Below are 16,021 nucleotides of genomic sequence, written 5' to 3' on the forward strand. Positions count from 1 at the left end.
GGATTTACTTAGCAAGGAAGTATTCTATGCTCCTTTGTTACCTTATTTGGTACCCGTCTCCAAACCCCGGAGCTTATCCGCTTTCCAAGCCGTAATACCGACCACCAGCAACGTCATCAGCCCGCCAAACACCACTGACGTTACCGTTCCCATTAGCTTCGCCGCCGCCCCGCTTTCAAAGCCCCCAATCTCGTTGCTAGAGCCAATGAAAATATTATTCACCGCCGAAACGCGGCCTTTCATATACTCTGGCGTGTAAGTGTGAATGAGCGTGGAACGCACGATGACCGACACGGAATCGAATACCCCCGTCAGAAATAATAGAAATAGCGACAGCACCAAGTTCCTCGACAGGGCAAATCCGATAGTGGCCAGTCCAAAACCAGCCACCGCCCATAGCAGCTTGCGCCCCGCCCCGCGCCGCATGGGTGAGTACGTGAGCCACACGGCCATTAGCACCGACCCCACCGCTGGCGCGGCCCGCAAGTAGCCCAGTCCATCGGGGCCGGTATGCAAAATATCTTTGGCAAAAATGGGCAGTAGCGCCACCGCGCCGCCAAACAGCACCGCAAACAAATCGAGCGACAGCGCCGCCAGCACGATTTGGTTATTGAAAATGAACTTCACCCCGCTCAGCACGCTCTCCCCCAGGCTCAGCCGCTCTCCCTCTCGGGGTGGCAACGGCCGACTTGCGATGCTCAGAAACAACAGCAGCGAAATGAGCATCAACACTGCATCTACCCCGTAGGCAAACGCTTTGCCCTGCTTCGCAAACAACAGCCCTCCAATGGCCGGCCCCAGCACCGCCGCCGCCTGCCAGCTGCTCGAATTCCACGTCACCGCGTTCGATAGCAGGCTGCGGTCAGGCAACAGCTGCGGCATGAACGAAAACACCGCTGGTCCCAAAAAGCCGCGTGCGATGCCACTCACAAACAGCACCACATACAGCATCACCACATACAGTGGAAACGCCAGCACTCCCTTGCCCGCAAACAGTGCCATGCCGGCCGGCTTGGTTAACAAGAACAAACTCACCGAGCACAGGAGCAATACCAGCATAGCCGGAATAATAATCCGCTTGCGCGGTACCGAATCGGCCACGTGCCCCGCGTAGAGCGACACCGTGATGCTCGGAATGGCTTCTGCCAGCCCAATCAAGCCCAGGGCTAATGGATTGTTGGTCAGTTCATAAATCTGCCATCCCACCACTACGCCCTGAATCTGGCTGGCTACTGTAAATAACACTCGGGCCGACACCAAACGACGGAAATCAGGCAGGCGGAGAACGGCGTAAGGGTCGTGGGCAACAGGCGCGTTGGCAGGAGTAAGCATAACAGCACGGAAACACGCCTTTGCGGCGGCTGGGCTCAAAGGTATGGCAGTTCAGCCGGGCTGCTTTGCAGGAAGACCGGTTTAACCTACCTTGCAGGCTGATTATCATGGCTTATGCCACCCCGGCTCATGTATACTTTCGGCCTGGAAATAACGCCCCGACCCGATCTACCAGCCATAATTGCCCGTTGGCAGCGCGAAATAACCGCGCCCGAACTGCAGGCCGGCTATTTCGCCATCTTGGATGCGGCCGATGCCCTCGGCTGCTGGCGCTGGCTCCTCGACATGCGCCGCCGCGACGAGTTGGCCACGCCCGAGCTAGCGGCGTGGATAGATAACGATTTCTTTCCTAAGCTTCCACGCCGCTACGCCGAGCCCGTGCGCATCGCCTTCTTGGTATCACCCCTGCGAGCCCTCCGGGAGCAGTCGGCAAGCTCCGTGGCGACCATCAGCGCCGCTCCGCGCTCCAATCAAGGTTACCTCACCGGGCTCTTTACCGACGAAGCCGCGGCCTACCGCTGGCTCGCGGGCTAACGAACAAGTCCGAATAACTAATATTTGGCAGGTAAAATTTCTTTTTTAATTAACTCTGCATAAACCGGCCTAAATGAAGATTTAAGGAAGGTTGCGCCATTTCGACAAAAAGATTTTGTCATTTTTCTTTCCGCACTATTGCGTGAATGCGCCTCATACCTCTACATTTGGTCTGATTCTAGCCGGACATTAACGCCAAGTTACCGGTCGCTTTTTATAATCTTTTTCGCTAACTGCATACTATCGGCCTAAAGCTCTACGTTCTCTTCATCCGTAGCCCTTTATGGACCTCTTGCAGCCGAGCGACTCCGCGCTCATTTCGCTTTACCTGGCCGGCCAGGAATCTGCCTTCGCCATCCTCTTGGAGCGGCATCGAAGCCGTGCGTTCACGACCATCCTCCTCATCGTGCGCGACGAGGAAATGGCCGAGGACCTACTGCAAGATACCTTCATCAAGGCCATCCACACCCTCAAAAGTGGACGCTACAATGAGGAAGGCAAATTCGCTCCCTGGATTTGCCGCATTGCCCATAATTTAGCCATCGATTCGTTTCGGCGGAGCAAGCGTGTGCCCCACGTTAGCCTCACCGACAATGACCGACTGGTCAACACCCTTCCTATGGCCGACGACGCTGCCGATGATATTATGGCCCGCGAAGAAACCCATAGCCGCCTTCGGGCGTTAATCCAAGAATTACCAGCCGCCCAAAAGGAGGTATTGCTGATGCGCCATTACGGCGACATGAGCTTTCAGGAAATTGCTAACGCAACCGGCGTGAGCATTAATACGGCCCTAGGCCGGATGCGCTACGCGCTGATAAATCTGCGGAAGAAAATAGCCGCCAATTCCCACCATTATGATTCAAACATTACCCCATTCGACACTGCTTCGCTATGTGTACAACGAGTTGCCAGCTAAAGAGCTGCGTGAGGTAGAGGCAGCGCTACTGCACGACCCTGAGTTGGCCACTGCCTGCGCCGACCTGCTCCTCGCGCAGCGTACCCTCGACCGCTTGCGCCTGGAACCCCGTCAGGCTACTACTGACGCTATTCTGCAGTACTCTCGAACGTTTATGGTGGGATAAACTTCTCCTCCCTCGGTTAAGTTAGCTTTGTCATCCCGAAGATTTCGCTCTCTGCGCGGAACCTTCAGGATGACCTTTTTTTGCCCTCCCTATGCGCCGTGCCGACCGTTTTCGCTACTTTCTCGACTACTTCACCACCAACTTCCCGGAACCCAAAACCGAACTGCTTTACGGCAATCCGTACGAGTTGATTGTGGCCGTGGTGCTAAGCGCTCAGTGCACCGACAAGCGCGTGAACCAGGTAATGCCTGCGTTGCTCGAGCAGTTTCCGACTGCTGCCCACTTGGGTGCCGCCACTGCCGACGACATTTTTCCCTTCATTCGCAGCGTTTCCTATCCCAACAACAAGGCCAAGCACCTGGCTGGCCTGGGTCGCATGCTCACCGAAGACTTTGCGGGCGAAGTCCCCAGCCAGATTGAGGAATTGCAGCGCTTGCCCGGAGTAGGCCGCAAAACGGCCAACGTAGTGGCATCTGTCATCTACAACCAGCCCGCTATGGCCGTCGATACCCACGTATTTCGGGTGTCGCACCGCCTCGGCCTCGTGCCCAAAACCGCGACCACACCACTGGCAGTGGAGAAAACCCTGGTCCGCTATATCCCAGAAGAAGCTATTTCCAAAGCTCACCACTGGTTGATTTTGCACGGCCGCTACATCTGTGTGGCGCGCTCGCCCAAGTGTACTATTTGCCCCCTGGCCCCTAGCTGCGCCTATTTCGAAAAGCATTTTGGCAAAGCTGCCGCCTATGAGCCCATTCCCGTAGCGTAACGTGCCCGCTGATTTATTTCTTCTCTGCTACTGCTTCCAATATTTCTTGCACCTGACTCGCCAACTGCTGCCGGTCGAACTCTGCACGGGCCAGTTGCTGGCCGCGGGCCCCGGCAGCGGCCAAATATCCTGGCGGCTGGGCCAATAAGGTTTGTAGCTGTACCGTCAGTGCATTGACATCGCCAGCGGGTACGTACCAGCCGCAATCATACTGCGCTACCAACGCCTTGGTCCAGCCTTCATTAGTAACGATAACTGGTGTCCCCACCGCCAGCGAATCATAAAGCTTGGCCGGCGAGTTCGAATTCAGGACCGGCAAGCCCAAAAACGACACTATCGAAATGTCGGCCAGCGCAAACCATCGGAACACCTCATGCCGTGCCTGTCCGCCTACCAGTCTGATGCGACCAGGCCAGCGAGCCGCCGCCGCCGCTACCAATGGTTCAAAAAAGCCGTGGCCCAGAAATAGCCACACCACATCTGCATCAGCCGCGACCACTGATTCCGCCACTGCCACCAGCGTCGGGATATCATTGGCTCGCCCAAAAGTGCCAGCATACAAAATAACGCGCCTGTCAAGTAAGTCCTGCTCTTGGCGGAGCATGGCCACCGCATCAGGCGTGGCGCGCGTGGCCAGTTCCAAGTCGGTACCATTGAGCACGGTCGTCACTTTTGCGGGGGTAATACCCAAGTCCGCCACGTAGCGCGTCATGTCGGGTGAAAGCGGCAAAATATGCCCCGCGCTCTTATAAAGCCGCTTTTCCAGCTGATAGAGTTGTTGCCGCGCTAGTTTGGTCGGCACCGCCCCCATTGCAATCGGAAAAGACGGCCACAAATCCTGCACTTCGAACACCCACGGCACCCGACGCTGCTGGGCCACATGGGCTGCTGCCCACGCCGCCGTCAACGGTGTGCTAATCCCCCAGATGACATCCGGCTTATCGATGCGCAATCCTTCGCGCATGGCCCAGGCGGCATAATGAGCGAAGGCCAGCGCACGCCGCGCCGGTCCCATTTTATTCTCATAAGGTACATTGGCCTCGCGGATTTCCACGCCGGCTGGTACCCACGGAAAATCCTTTGTCAGCCGCTGGGCTTTCCAGGCGGGCGTCGTCAGCAACGTTACCCGATGCTTTTTCGCAATGTGAGCCAGCAGCGTGTAGTGCCGGCTGGTGGCAGGGCAGTCGGGATTGGTGTGGTACTGACTGAAAACGGCGATGTGCATGAAAACGTAGGTAAATAGACAAGACAGCAAAGTTGACATCTAGCGTTTTATCTGTACCGCAAAATGGATACAGAACAATAGCCTCCACCTCACTGGTTGCTACTCACCGTTTAGGCCTGTAGTGTGACTCATTCAGGATGCGTTGAGCATTCTTTTCAGCCATCAGGCGGCCCAGGCTCACTTCCGGATGCTCGGTCACGTATTTGCGCACGATTTGCAAGCCTACCCACTGCCCCACCCGCCCCGGGCAGGTTTTGTCGATTTCGGGCACGTTGGGACGTTCTCCCACGTATTTCTGCACTAGAAAAGGTGTTGTCGAATACAGCAGATTTTTCTCTAGAAAATGCCCCCATACTCGCCCCTCATTGGCTTCCAAGCCTATCATTTCACGCGTGGTATACCCTAGCAGCAACGAGTCAGGGGTGCAGGGCAACACTTGACTGGCGAAGTAAAGAGCCTTGCCCTGATGCACCATAGCATCGAGCGTGGTGTTGGCCGTCAGCTCATGACGGTTGTATTTGCTCGCTACATTCTGGGCTAGCAAGGGCAACAGACCTGCTGGCTTGTAGCGGCGCAGCATATACTGCGGCAAGTCGGGGCGCCTGCTCGCGTTTGGACCCACAAACCAATCCAGACTAAGCACCAACAAACTGTCATTCACATAAATATCTTTACCCAAAAAGCCGCTCACGTACGTGAATGCCACCGGTGCCCGGAAATCGGGAAAGTAGTAATGCACCCGGCGAAATAGCTCACCCAAATCCCGCCTCAACGCGGCGCTATCCGGGAAAGCTGCCGTCGTTTCACGCCCCAATTGCTGCAAAGCCGCATTAGTAGCCAGTTGCGGCAAGCCTGCCTCCAATTCTTTTTCATTAGCGGGCTGACGCTGCAGGTAGTACCGCGAAAAGGTCGGATGCGCATCCATGAATTGTTGTGCATCAGCGGCAGTCTTTATTCTGAAAAAGGCCGGCTCCAGGCGCTGCAGGCGCATCGGCACAGTTGGCGCATCAGCTGCGGCATCTGGCCGGCAATTCTCCGCCGGTCCTTGCCTACAGGCTCCGAAGACTAAGCTCAACCCTAAAAACATCGGCAGCCAGCGTCGCCAGATAACATTATTCTTTTCCACACGTGTTACTTTAGGGTAAAATTAGCCAAAACCTACCGGCGGTTGGCAATTACTATATACAGTCGGATTATCTGTCTCTTATGAAAAAAACTCTTCTCTTTCTACCGGTCCTTGCGGCCACAATTAGTACGGCCTCAGCTCAAGTCGAAATCGGCTTGAAAGTGTCGCCGTCCATCACCAGCCTTCGGGCCGAATCGCCTACTGACCGCGGCTTTGAGAGCGATGGCAGCAAATTTGGCTTTGGCGGCGGATTAGTGATTGATTATTTTTTTGGTGAAAATTACGCTTTCAGCACTGGCTTGTTGCTCACGGGCAAAGGCGGCACCATTACCTACAAAGATGCTTCGGCCGGCATTATTCCCCAGCCCATCACCGTGAGCCAAAAAATTAGCATGCAGTATCTGGAATTACCAGTGACTGTCAAGCTTTTCACCAATGAAATTGCCTCGGCCACGCGCCTTTACTTCCAAATCGGCGGGTCGCTAAACGTGCCTATCGGTACACGCATCAACGACAGTAAGTTTTACACTGACCCGGCCACGCGCGAAGAAACCAAAGCCAGTAAGCATGTACTCTTCATTGATGCCGATGCCTTAGCGGGTTTTGGAGCCGAGTACCAAATGGCCAAAAGCACCAAACTTTTCGCCGGTATCAGCTATCACCGCGGCTTAGTGGACATCGACCGCTACTTTGAAAAAAACCGGGATTTTAAAGACATCACTATCAAAAACAGTGCTCTCGCACTGGATTTAGGCATCAAGTTCTAACTCAAAAAATTCTTAATGATTGTCTAGAGCTTTGCAAAAACCATTGTATCCGGCTAACAAAACGCCCCAGCTTCTAAAGAAGCTGGGGCGTTTTGTTAACTGTTGGCATTAGCTGCTAGTGCGATTGCTGAGTTAATCCACAATTTCCACTTCGCGGTCTTGCAAACGGCTCATTGCTGCTGCTGATGAACGCAGTTGAATTTCTTCACCTCGCTCATCTTCAATACGATAATCGGTAAGCCCAAGGCTGCTATCCTTCACTACTTTTACCCATTTGTAGTACTTAAGGTACCATTTCATCTGGCGCGAAACCAGCCCTTTGGTGTAATAAGCATGCAAGAATGGATGGACTGACAGCGTGATGCCTGACTGGTTCTGATTCACCAGCAGGTCATCGATACTGTTGTCGATATCGTCAGTTACTTGGATGGAAGCCGAAATTTTACCGGTGCCGCCACAAGTAGGACACATTTCCCCGGTCACGATGTTCTCAGCCGGACGCACCCGCTGACGAGTGATTTGCATCAGGCCAAACTTAGTAAGGGGCAGCACGGTGAACTTCGCCTTGTCGTGTTTCATCACGTCGCGCACGGTGTCCTCCACCTTCTTCCGGCTTTCGGCTGAGCGCATGTCAATAAAGTCGATGACAATGATGCCACCCATGTCGCGCAAACGTAGTTGACGAGCCACTTCCCTGGCTGCCAGCAGGTTAATCATCAGTGCGGTCGCCTCCTGATCATTCTCTTGATTGCTCTTGCTACCCGAGTTCACGTCGATAACGTGTAGGGCTTCGGTATGCTCGATAACCAAATAGCCGCCGCCAGGTACCGTCACCGTCTTGCCAAACAGCGTTTTGAGTTGCTTCTCAATTCCGGTTTGCTCGAAGATCTTAATCTTTGAGTTGTGCAGCTTCAGCAATCCTAATTTATCAGGCGCTATTTTCTGCAGGTAATCACGCATCTCTTCGTACATAGCCGGGGCATCCACCAAGATACTGTCGAAGGACTCGTTCAGCATGTCCCGGAGCATTGACGACGTACGACCAATTTCGCCCAGCACTTTATCGTTGGACTTGGCCGTGCGGAGCGTGGTATAAAGCTGCTCCCATTTGGCCACCATATCCTGCATATCCTTATCAAGCTCCGCCACTTCGCGGCCCTCCGCCACAGTGCGGATGATAACGCCAAAGTTATCGGGCTTAATACTAGCAATGAGGCGCTTGAGACGGTCGCGCTCCCCCTTGCTCACAATTTTTTTGCTGACGCTAATGGTGTTTGAAAATGGCATCAGCACGAGGTAGCGGCCGGCCATTGAAATATCGGTACTCACCCGAGGGCCTTTGGTAGAAATCGGCTCCTTAATGATTTGGACAACGATTTGCTGGCCTTTCTTAAACACGTTTTCGGCCTTGCCCACTTTGTCGAGCGGGGGCTCAAACGTAAATTTTTCTAGTCCAGCAGTTGCAGACCGGCCGCTTTGGACCGTTCGCACCCACTTCGTGAAAGAGTTGTATTGCTCGCCAAGGTCGCCGTAGTGCAGAAACGCGTCTTTTTCGTAGCCAATGTCCACAAACGCCGCGTTCAAGCCAGGCATCACCTTTTTCACGGTGCCCAGGAAGATGTCGCCTACTGAGTAATTGGTGTCATTGCGGTCGAAATGGTATTCAATCAACCGCTTGTCTTGCAACAACGCAATTCGCTCGCCTTCCTGAGTAGAATTAATGACTAATTCATTACTCAAAGCATTGATTTAGTTAAGGTAACCTGCTGGTAATAACGCCAAAGCACTACCCTCAAACCGGCAAAGGGAAGCCAGAACTTTAGGTCCTGGCTTCCCTCGCGAGCCACGGGAAAAGCACTCAGCTAGCCACACCCAGGAGGCTACGTGAGAGATAGACGGCTGGCTCCCTTCCCGTTAGGAAAACTGCCGGCCGCCGCTACGCCCCGTGAGGCTTACTTTTTCTTGTGGCGGTTCTTGCGCAGACGCTTCTTGCGCTTGTGGGTGGCAATCTTATGACGCTTTCTTTTTTTACCGCAGGGCATAATGCTTGGGGGTTAAATTGGTTGTTGAGTTAGTTATTTTGTTGCTTGTTGTCGTTCATCAGAAATACTTCTTACTGCGTCGAGATGGTATTTTTAAAACATCATTAACAGCTGCTAATTAGCATTTCATGTAACAACTAATCTTATTTCAACTTTGCAATCTCCTCATCTACTGAAGCGGCTAGGGCCGGGTCGGCACTGAGGCTTTTGGCGGTGAGGAAAGCCGCCTTGGCTTCTTCCTTGGCACCGGTGCGGGCCAGGGTGACGCCGAGGTAAAACTGTCCGTTCACGTTTTTCGGATTGACCTTCACTAAGTCCTGAAAACGTTTCACGGCTTTATCGTACTGGTTACTTTGTACCGCTAGAATACCCATATTATATAGGGCTTTCTCATTACGGGGGTCGGCTTCTAGCACTTCACGCAGGAGTGTTACGCCCTGCACAGGGTTATCAGAGGCCATGTAGGCCATGCCAAGGTTGGTTTTAGCGTCAAGGTTGCCGGGCTCGTCTTTCAATACTTTGTCATACAATTCCCGGGCCTTACCACCAAGCAATTTTACTCGCTCGTCAGTTGCCGCAAAGCTAAATGCCTGAAAGTAAGCATCAGCAGCATGTTGCCAGGCTTGGGCATTGGGGTTGGCCTGGGCTACTTGCTCCAAGTAATAGCCAGCACTGTCGAACCGCTCCACGCTTTCGTAGCGCCGTGCCAAGGTGGCGGCCACCGTGGCACGGGTTGCCGAGTTGGGAGCCGCTTTGTATTCCGCCAACAAACGGGCTAGTTCCTTGCGCTGGGCAGGAGTTGCCGACGTGTGCGGAGCCGCATTGGGACCATTATTCTCCGTGGCATTAGCTGACACGGGTCCCGAAGAAGCCTCGGTTTTGGAACCGTTGGTAGCTGGACCGCCACCATCCCGGTTCCCCGTCTTAGCTGCATCCTTGCTCAATTCCGAACGGCTTTCTTTCGGCTTCATGATGCCTTTGGGCAACACGAATAACCCGCCAATCAGCGCAAGTGCGACGGCGAGAATAACCAATTGATGAGCAGCTGAACGGGTAGTGGCCATAGGCTGAAAAAGCCGGCCGCCGGGCTTTCCCTGACGGAAAAGACACCGGCGGCGCGGCCGGCAATTCATTACTTAGTGGTCGATATTGGAATAATTGTCAGACGCCCAATTTGGCAATCTGATTACTAGAGACTCAGTATCGGCTACCAAAAAACTAGGCTTTGGCCGCAACGGCTTTCACCTTCTTGCTGTTCTTGATTTTTGCCACGAAAGTCTTCGACGGCTTGAAGCTCGGAATGTAGTGCTCTTCGATGATGAGCGACGTATTTTTCGAGATGTTGCGGGCTACTTTGCGGGCACGCTTCTTATTTACAAACGAGCCGAAGCCGCGCACATAAATGTTATTGCCCTCCGTCATTGAATCTTTCACGACTTTGAAGAAAGCCTCAACAGTCATCAATACGTCTGCTTTCTCGATGCCGGTCTTCGTAGAGATTTCGGCGATTACCTCAGCTTTAGTCACGTTGGTATGGTACTTAGGTGGTTGAAAAAAATAGGTTTTTAGGCAAAAAAATCCCTGATTCCAGCGTAAGCCCTTGCCCGGTAGGCGGTTCGCCCTTGAATTGGGGCCACAAAGGTAGTCCCCTTTTTTCGTTTTAACAACCCGGACCTCTAAACAAGGCCCATACTCAAATTATTCGCTTTCAAAATTTTGACAAAAATAACTTCGCGTCCCTCCTTTCTGGCAACTGCGCTCCTGGCCTGGTACCCCCGCCACCGCCGCGACCTACCTTGGCGCCACACCCGCGACCCCTACGCAATTTGGCTATCGGAAGTCATTCTTCAGCAAACCCGTGTGGCACAAGGTCTCCCTTATTATGAGACTTTTTTGGTGGCTTATCCCACAGTCCAGGATATGGCCGCGGCCCCGGAAGCGGAAGTGTTGCGCTATTGGCAAGGGCTGGGCTACTACTCTCGAGCTCGCAACATGCATCACACCGCCCAACAAGTTGTAAATGAATACGGAGGCCGATTTCCTACTACTTATGCGGGCTTGCTGCAACTACGCGGCGTAGGACCCTATACAGCCGCTGCTATTGCCTCCTTCGCCTTCGATGAAGCGGTAGCCGTACTGGATGGCAACGTGTATCGCGTGCTGGCGCGCATTTTCGGCCTGCATTCGGATATCGCCGCGCCTAGCTCACGCAAAGAATTCCAGGCGCTGGCTGACCAGCATATCCCGGCCGATGCCCCAGCTGACTTCAACCAAGCTGTGATGGAGTTTGGAGCCATTCAGTGCACACCCGTCAAGCCCGATTGCCTGTTTTGTCCCTTACAAAGTCAATGCTGGGCTTTCCAGCATGGGCAAGTGGCCTTACTACCTGTGAAAAGCAAGGCTAAAGCTTCGCGGACGCGCTACTTCCATTACTTTGTGCTACGCCACGGTGACCAGACCTATTTGCGTGAGCGCCGCGAAAAAGACATTTGGCAAGGCCTATACGACTTTGCCTTAGCCGAAACCACCGCGCCAGAGCTACCAGCGGCCGAGTTGGTACGCCACCTGGATGCGCTAGGCGCTCAGCTTGATACTAGGCAGGCCGCTGAGCCAAGCGCTATGTTTCGCCACGTGCTAAGTCACCAAAAGCTAGAAGCACGCTTCCATCCGATGACGTTGAGCCAGCCTTTGCCGGCGGCCACCTTGCGCGACTTGGGACTGCGGGCCTATTCCACCGATGAAATTGAGGCTTTGCCCAAGCCGAAGCTCATCGCCAATTATTGCAGTCAAAACCTCTGAGCAGCTCTTCCCAGTTACATTAGAAATTTCTGCTCTTTTTTTTAGCAAAATATTAGCTTCATCTAATTTAATTTCTTACCTTTAAGGCAGAAAGGGCCGAGTGGCTTTTTCGATTCTGTATTTCCTAACGTGCATTAATATGGCCGGAGTAAACAAAGTAATTTTGGTAGGTAACCTAGGTAAGGACCCAGAGGTGCGGCACTTAGAAGGCGGCGTGAGCGTGGCTCACTTCACCCTCGCTACCAACGAATATTACAAAGACAAACAAGGGACCCGCGTGGAGCGCACCGAATGGCACAACATCTCGGCTTGGCGCGGGCTCGCTGATATGGCTGACAAATACCTCAAAAAGGGACAGCAAGTATACATCGAAGGCAAATTACGGACCCGCCAATACCAGGACAAAGACCAGCAGACGCGATACATCACGGAAATCATCGCCGATGAGATTTCGATGTTAGGTGGTCGACCCCAGGGAGCTAATGGGGCTGCCGATGCCAACGGCCAAGCCGTAGCCGAACCAGAGCAAAGCTTCCGACAAGAGCCGGAGCTAGACCAATTGCCTTTTTAGGCCATAAATTGGTTAATGTTTTTAAAATCGTACAGAGTTTCTAGTTGACTCTAACTAACAAAAGGCCACCTTACGGTGGCCTTTTTGTTTACTTCCAACGCCCTTATGTAACTGATGATAAAACAATGGCTCATGGCCTCTGCGACGAATTAGTAATTATCATTTTTCAAGAATCCAGGTGTGAAACCTGGGTAATGTGGAAAGCGCGTACGAATTCCTGACTTGGGTATAAAGTCCCGGCACTAGCTCGGGGCTTTTTTCGTTGCGCCCAGCAAAGGCCAAAGGCTACCTTTGGAACTTCGGACGCTATTCGAAACACTGGTAGCCCCATTTCTAGTCGACGCAATTACGTGATATCACTGTTGAAAAAACTTCCCGTACTGGTTGTAGGGCTGGCGCTGCTGATGGGCTGCTCGTCAGCACCGGATTTCACCCCTAAGCCTAAGGGTTATAACCGTATTGACTTGCCCGCACACCGCTATCAGGAGTTGCCTGCGGGGCATCCGTACTCGTTCGAATACTCGAGGGAAGCCGTGATAAAGCGCGATTCATCCTACATAGCTCAGCCGCACTGGCTCAATATCTACTATCCCAAGCTGCACGCCAATGTGCAGATTACCTACATGGACGTGCAGCGCGACCAACGCCTTTACAACAAGATGATGGAAGACGCTCGCAAGCTCACCGGTAAGCACGAAATCAAGGCCACAGCTATTGAGGAGCGAATTTTGAAGACGCCCAGCGGCATGCGCGCCTCGGTTTTTGAGCTATCGGGCGAGGTGCCCAGCCAGTTTCAGTTTTATATCACCGACAGTACCCGGCACTTTCTGCGGGGAGCTCTTTATTTCCAAACGGCTACGGCCAATGATTCGCTCGCGCCAGTGATTGAGTACGTGAAAACGGATATGGTGCGGATGCTGAATACCCTGAAATACAAATAGTCAGTCAGCCTTCAATGCTTAACATTTAACATGCTGGCGAGACCTTGGGGCGGCTTGGAAAGATGTTATCTGTTACATGTTGATTGTCAAATGCAATGAGTAATTTCTTCAACACGCGGCTTGAATTCCTGCGTACGGTGGGCAGCACCCAACGGGCGCAGCTGCTGGGCAAAGAACTGGGGCTGTTTACCTATGGCGACCTGATTCAGCGCTACCCGTTTCGGTACCTCGACCGAACGCAGGTGTATAACGTGGCCGATTTGCACGATGACCTGCCCTACGTACAGGTAAAAGGTATGCTGCGTGGCAAAGAATTAGTTGGCGAAGGGCCCAAGCAACGCTTAACTGCCAAAGTGGGTGACGGCACCGGCGAACTGGAACTGGTGTGGTTCAAGGGCGTAAAATGGGTGCAGCAGTACACCAAGAACAATCAAGAGTACATTGTTTTTGGGAAACCGACTATGTTCAATGGCCGGCCGCAGATGGCGCACCCAGAGCTGGAAGAAGTGAGCGAGAACAAGCCAGGCCAGAGCTTTCTACAGCCGGTTTATAATACTTCAGAAAAGCTCAAAAACTACCACCGCATCGACAGCAAGGCGATTATGCGCATGGTGGCGGAGTTGCTGAAGCTGGCTCAGTCGCACATAACAGAGTCGTTGTCTCCAGCGTTGATTGATCAGTACGGGCTCATGAGCAAGGCGCAGGCTTTGCAGCAGATTCACTTTCCTCAGAGCCCGGAGTTGCTGGCGGCGGCTAAGTTCCGGCTGAAGTTTGAAGAGTTATTCTACGTGCAGCTCAAGCTGTTGCGGCAGCGCGACCAGCGCAAGGTGACGTTGGCCGGGCAGATTTTTAATCAAGTGCCAACGCTGGTCGATTTCTATAAAAACCACCTTGCATTTGACCTAACCGGGGCCCAGAAAAGGGTTATTCACGACATCTATAAGGACTTCTGCACGGGAAAGCAGATGAACCGCCTGCTGCAGGGCGATGTCGGTTCGGGCAAAACCATTGTGGCCTTTATCGCCATGCTGATGGCAGCTGACAATGGTGCGCAGAGTTGCATCATGGCGCCAACCGAAATTTTGGCCGACCAGCACTACACGGGTCTTAAAGTATATGCCGATGCGCTGGGTATCAGCATTGGCAAGCTCACAGGCAGCACCCGGACGGCTGAACGGCGCGTGCTGCACGAGGCTTTACGCAACGGCACCATGCATATGTTGGTGGGCACGCACGCACTGCTCGAAGACGTGGTACAGTTCCGCAACCTGGGCCTGACTATTATGGATGAGCAGCACCGCTTCGGCGTGGCGCAACGCTCGAAATTATGGCAGAAAAACCCGCACATCATCCCCCACGTGCTGGTGATGACGGCGACGCCCATTCCGCGCACGCTGGCCATGACCTTGTATGGCGACTTGGACGTGAGCGTAATTGATGAGCTGCCCGCTGGCCGTAAACCCATCGTAACGGTGCATCGCTACGATGCTAACCGGCTAAAAGTGTTCGAGTTCATTCGCGACCAAGTGAAACTGGGGAGGCAGGTGTATATCGTGTACCCGTTGATCGAGGAATCGGAAACAATGGACTATAAGGACCTGACCGACGGCTATGAGAGCGTGTCGCGAGCCTTCCCGGAGTTTCAAATCAGCATCGTGCACGGGCGTATGAAGGCCGAAGAGAAGGACTTCGAAATGCAGCGCTTCATCAACAAAGAAACCCAGATTATGGTGGCCACTACTGTGATTGAGGTGGGAGTGAACGTGCCAAATGCCTCGGTGATGGTGATTGAGAGCGCCGAACGGTTTGGGCTCTCGCAGCTGCACCAACTGCGCGGGCGCGTGGGCCGCGGGGCCGACCAGAGCTACTGTATCCTGATGACGGGTTTCAAGCTGAGCAAAGATGCCCGCACCCGCCTCGAAACGATGGTGCGGACCAATAACGGCTTCGAAATTGCTGATATTGACCTCAAGTTGCGCGGCCCCGGCGACCTGATGGGCACCCAACAGAGCGGTGTGCTTGACCTCCTTATTGCCGATTTAGCTAAGGATGGCCGCATTTTAAGCGAAAGCCGGGCCGCTGCTCAAACACTGCTGACTGAAGACCCCAACTTGGTACATCCCGACAACGGAAACATTCGCCGTCATATTGAGAGCCTGCCAGCTACAGCCGTCAACTGGAGTCGGATTAGCTGAGCGTTATTAACCGAAGCGGAGGAGCAAAAAAAAACGACCTTACTACAAGTCGCTGGTGTTGCTGGCTAAAAGAGTTTGGCTAGAGGTGCACTGCTGGGTTCCTGAACCTGAGTCTGCGCTCGAGTAGACTTCGCGGGTTCAGAATGAACTACCTGGTGTACTAATACTACAGAGGTGTTAGGGGCTACCTTGGACTCTAGCGCTTGTACCACTTCGGCTGGAGTAGACTGTTTAGCAAGCCTACCACTGATAATAAGAGCCGATAACAACGTGAACTTGAGTAGTGACTTCATAAGTATAGATAATTGCGGGTGCAAAGGTACGCCAAGGAGTAAGCTTATTTGAAAAAAACGTTCAACCGAGTCAAAATCACGGTCAAAAGGACTCAGGTCACGCCAGTTTATACCTGAGTTACCGAGTTGGTAGAGCAAGTTCTAAATAGGATATTCATAAGCTGATGCGAAGTAAACGGGCTTCCTCTACGGAAGTGACCATGGCAGTGTTATGGTTGAAATATTTTTTTGTTAGTCAGCTCGTCGTTATTTAAGCCTAGCAGGCCTTGGGGCATGGAAGGCAAGCTCCGAAAGAGGTACTTTTGAGCACGCTAGGCCATCAAAACCTACCTTCTATGTTTC

At 53.1% G+C, this 16,021-nt stretch carries 15 protein-coding genes; 9 read left to right on the forward strand and 6 right to left on the reverse strand.

The features are described from left to right. Nucleotides 1–42 precede the first annotated feature (42 nt). Nucleotides 43–1,332 carry an MFS transporter gene (locus WX88_RS13055; RefSeq protein ID WP_046244833.1) on the reverse strand — a complete coding sequence of 430 codons (1,290 nt, stop codon included), beginning with the start codon at nucleotides 1,330–1,332 and terminating at the stop codon, nucleotides 43–45. A gap of 129 nt (nucleotides 1,333–1,461) precedes the next feature. Here WX88_RS13055 and WX88_RS13060 point away from each other — a divergent pair, with 129 nt between their 5' ends. From WX88_RS13060 to nth, 4 genes are all read left to right on the forward strand, one after another. Beyond that, entirely contained in the window at nucleotides 1,462–1,866 is a 405-nt protein-coding gene (locus tag WX88_RS13060; protein WP_046244834.1) for a hypothetical protein, read from the forward strand. Nucleotides 1,867–2,149: 283 nt separating this feature from the next. Then, nucleotides 2,150–2,785 carry an RNA polymerase sigma factor gene (locus WX88_RS13065; protein ID WP_046244835.1) on the forward strand — a complete coding sequence of 212 codons (636 nt, stop codon included), beginning with the start codon at nucleotides 2,150–2,152 and terminating at the stop codon, nucleotides 2,783–2,785. Then, entirely contained in the window at nucleotides 2,763–2,951 is a 189-nt protein-coding gene (locus tag WX88_RS13070; RefSeq protein ID WP_052732658.1) for a hypothetical protein, read from the forward strand. The genes WX88_RS13065 and WX88_RS13070 overlap by 23 nt, the downstream gene beginning before the upstream one ends. Nucleotides 2,952–3,042: 91 nt before the next feature. Continuing rightward, the gene (gene nth, locus WX88_RS13075) at nucleotides 3,043–3,720 is read left to right on the forward strand and encodes an endonuclease III (RefSeq protein WP_046244837.1); all 678 of its coding nucleotides are present in this window, start codon (nucleotides 3,043–3,045) and stop codon (nucleotides 3,718–3,720) included. 13 nt (nucleotides 3,721–3,733) lie between these two features. Here the strand turns inward: nth and WX88_RS13080 are convergent, their stop codons facing one another. Both WX88_RS13080 and WX88_RS13085 read right to left on the reverse strand, forming a co-directional pair. Next, nucleotides 3,734–4,945, reverse strand: coding sequence for a glycosyltransferase family 4 protein (locus tag WX88_RS13080; RefSeq protein WP_046244838.1), 1,212 nt, complete (start codon nucleotides 4,943–4,945; stop codon nucleotides 3,734–3,736). A gap of 103 nt (nucleotides 4,946–5,048) precedes the next feature. Continuing rightward, nucleotides 5,049–6,032 carry a gliding motility protein GldB-related protein gene (locus tag WX88_RS13085; protein ID WP_046244946.1) on the reverse strand — a complete coding sequence of 328 codons (984 nt, stop codon included), beginning with the start codon at nucleotides 6,030–6,032 and terminating at the stop codon, nucleotides 5,049–5,051. 119 nt (nucleotides 6,033–6,151) lie between these two features. Here WX88_RS13085 and WX88_RS13090 point away from each other — a divergent pair, with 119 nt between their 5' ends. After that, a complete protein-coding gene (locus WX88_RS13090; protein ID WP_052732660.1) occupies nucleotides 6,152–6,838 on the forward strand; it encodes a porin family protein in 687 nt (228 codons plus the stop codon). A gap of 132 nt (nucleotides 6,839–6,970) precedes the next feature. Here WX88_RS13090 and WX88_RS13095 read toward each other — a convergent pair whose 3' ends face one another. The 3 genes from WX88_RS13095 to WX88_RS13105 all read right to left on the reverse strand — a co-directional run bounded on the left by WX88_RS13095 (nucleotide 6,971) and on the right by WX88_RS13105 (nucleotide 10,407). Beyond that, nucleotides 6,971–8,578 (reverse strand): Rne/Rng family ribonuclease, encoded by a 1,608-nt coding sequence (locus tag WX88_RS13095; protein WP_046244840.1) that lies wholly within the window; start codon nucleotides 8,576–8,578, stop codon nucleotides 6,971–6,973. A gap of 445 nt (nucleotides 8,579–9,023) precedes the next feature. Further along, nucleotides 9,024–9,944, reverse strand: coding sequence for a tetratricopeptide repeat protein (locus tag WX88_RS13100; RefSeq protein ID WP_046244841.1), 921 nt, complete (start codon nucleotides 9,942–9,944; stop codon nucleotides 9,024–9,026). A gap of 154 nt (nucleotides 9,945–10,098) precedes the next feature. Beyond that, nucleotides 10,099–10,407, reverse strand: coding sequence for an HU family DNA-binding protein (locus WX88_RS13105; protein ID WP_046244842.1), 309 nt, complete (start codon nucleotides 10,405–10,407; stop codon nucleotides 10,099–10,101). A 189-nt stretch (nucleotides 10,408–10,596) separates the two neighbouring features. Here WX88_RS13105 and mutY point away from each other — a divergent pair, with 189 nt between their 5' ends. The 4 genes from mutY (at nucleotide 10,597) to recG (ending at nucleotide 15,386) form a co-directional block, all read left to right on the forward strand. Continuing rightward, nucleotides 10,597–11,679, forward strand: coding sequence for an A/G-specific adenine glycosylase (gene mutY, locus WX88_RS13110; protein ID WP_316932327.1), 1,083 nt, complete (start codon nucleotides 10,597–10,599; stop codon nucleotides 11,677–11,679). 139 nt (nucleotides 11,680–11,818) lie between these two features. Then, nucleotides 11,819–12,250: a single-stranded DNA-binding protein gene (locus WX88_RS13115; protein ID WP_046244948.1), complete on the forward strand. Its 432-nt coding sequence runs from the start codon at nucleotides 11,819–11,821 to the stop codon at nucleotides 12,248–12,250. A gap of 404 nt (nucleotides 12,251–12,654) precedes the next feature. Then, a complete protein-coding gene (gldD, locus tag WX88_RS13120) occupies nucleotides 12,655–13,191 on the forward strand; it encodes a gliding motility lipoprotein GldD (RefSeq protein WP_046244949.1) in 537 nt (178 codons plus the stop codon). Between the two features lie 95 nt (nucleotides 13,192–13,286). Then, nucleotides 13,287–15,386, forward strand: a complete 2,100-nt coding sequence (gene recG / locus WX88_RS13125; protein ID WP_046244843.1) for an ATP-dependent DNA helicase RecG — start codon at nucleotides 13,287–13,289, stop codon at nucleotides 15,384–15,386. Nucleotides 15,387–16,021: the final 635 nt, after the last annotated feature.

Source organism: Hymenobacter terrenus (assembly GCF_000972495.1).
GTDB classification, from domain to species: Bacteria; Bacteroidota; Bacteroidia; order Cytophagales; family Hymenobacteraceae; genus Hymenobacter; species Hymenobacter terrenus.

Bases quoted from the DNA above. Each gene is read 5' to 3' on its own strand.
- WX88_RS13055 (WP_046244833.1), bottom strand. From the start codon at position 1,332: ATGCTTACTCCTGCCAACGCGCCTGTTGCCCACGACCCTTACGCCGTT.
- WX88_RS13060 (WP_046244834.1), top strand. From the start codon at position 1,462: ATGTATACTTTCGGCCTGGAAATAACGCCCCGACCCGATCTACCAGCC.
- WX88_RS13065 (WP_046244835.1), top strand. From the start codon at position 2,150: ATGGACCTCTTGCAGCCGAGCGACTCCGCGCTCATTTCGCTTTACCTG.
- nth (WP_046244837.1), top strand. From the start codon at position 3,043: ATGCGCCGTGCCGACCGTTTTCGCTACTTTCTCGACTACTTCACCACC.
- WX88_RS13080 (WP_046244838.1), bottom strand. From the start codon at position 4,945: ATGCACATCGCCGTTTTCAGTCAGTACCACACCAATCCCGACTGCCCT.
- WX88_RS13085 (WP_046244946.1), bottom strand. From the start codon at position 6,032: ATGTTTTTAGGGTTGAGCTTAGTCTTCGGAGCCTGTAGGCAAGGACCG.
- WX88_RS13090 (WP_052732660.1), top strand. From the start codon at position 6,152: ATGAAAAAAACTCTTCTCTTTCTACCGGTCCTTGCGGCCACAATTAGT.
- WX88_RS13100 (WP_046244841.1), bottom strand. From the start codon at position 9,944: ATGGCCACTACCCGTTCAGCTGCTCATCAATTGGTTATTCTCGCCGTC.
- WX88_RS13115 (WP_046244948.1), top strand. From the start codon at position 11,819: ATGGCCGGAGTAAACAAAGTAATTTTGGTAGGTAACCTAGGTAAGGAC.
- gldD (WP_046244949.1), top strand. From the start codon at position 12,655: ATGGGCTGCTCGTCAGCACCGGATTTCACCCCTAAGCCTAAGGGTTAT.
- recG (WP_046244843.1), top strand. From the start codon at position 13,287: ATGAGTAATTTCTTCAACACGCGGCTTGAATTCCTGCGTACGGTGGGC.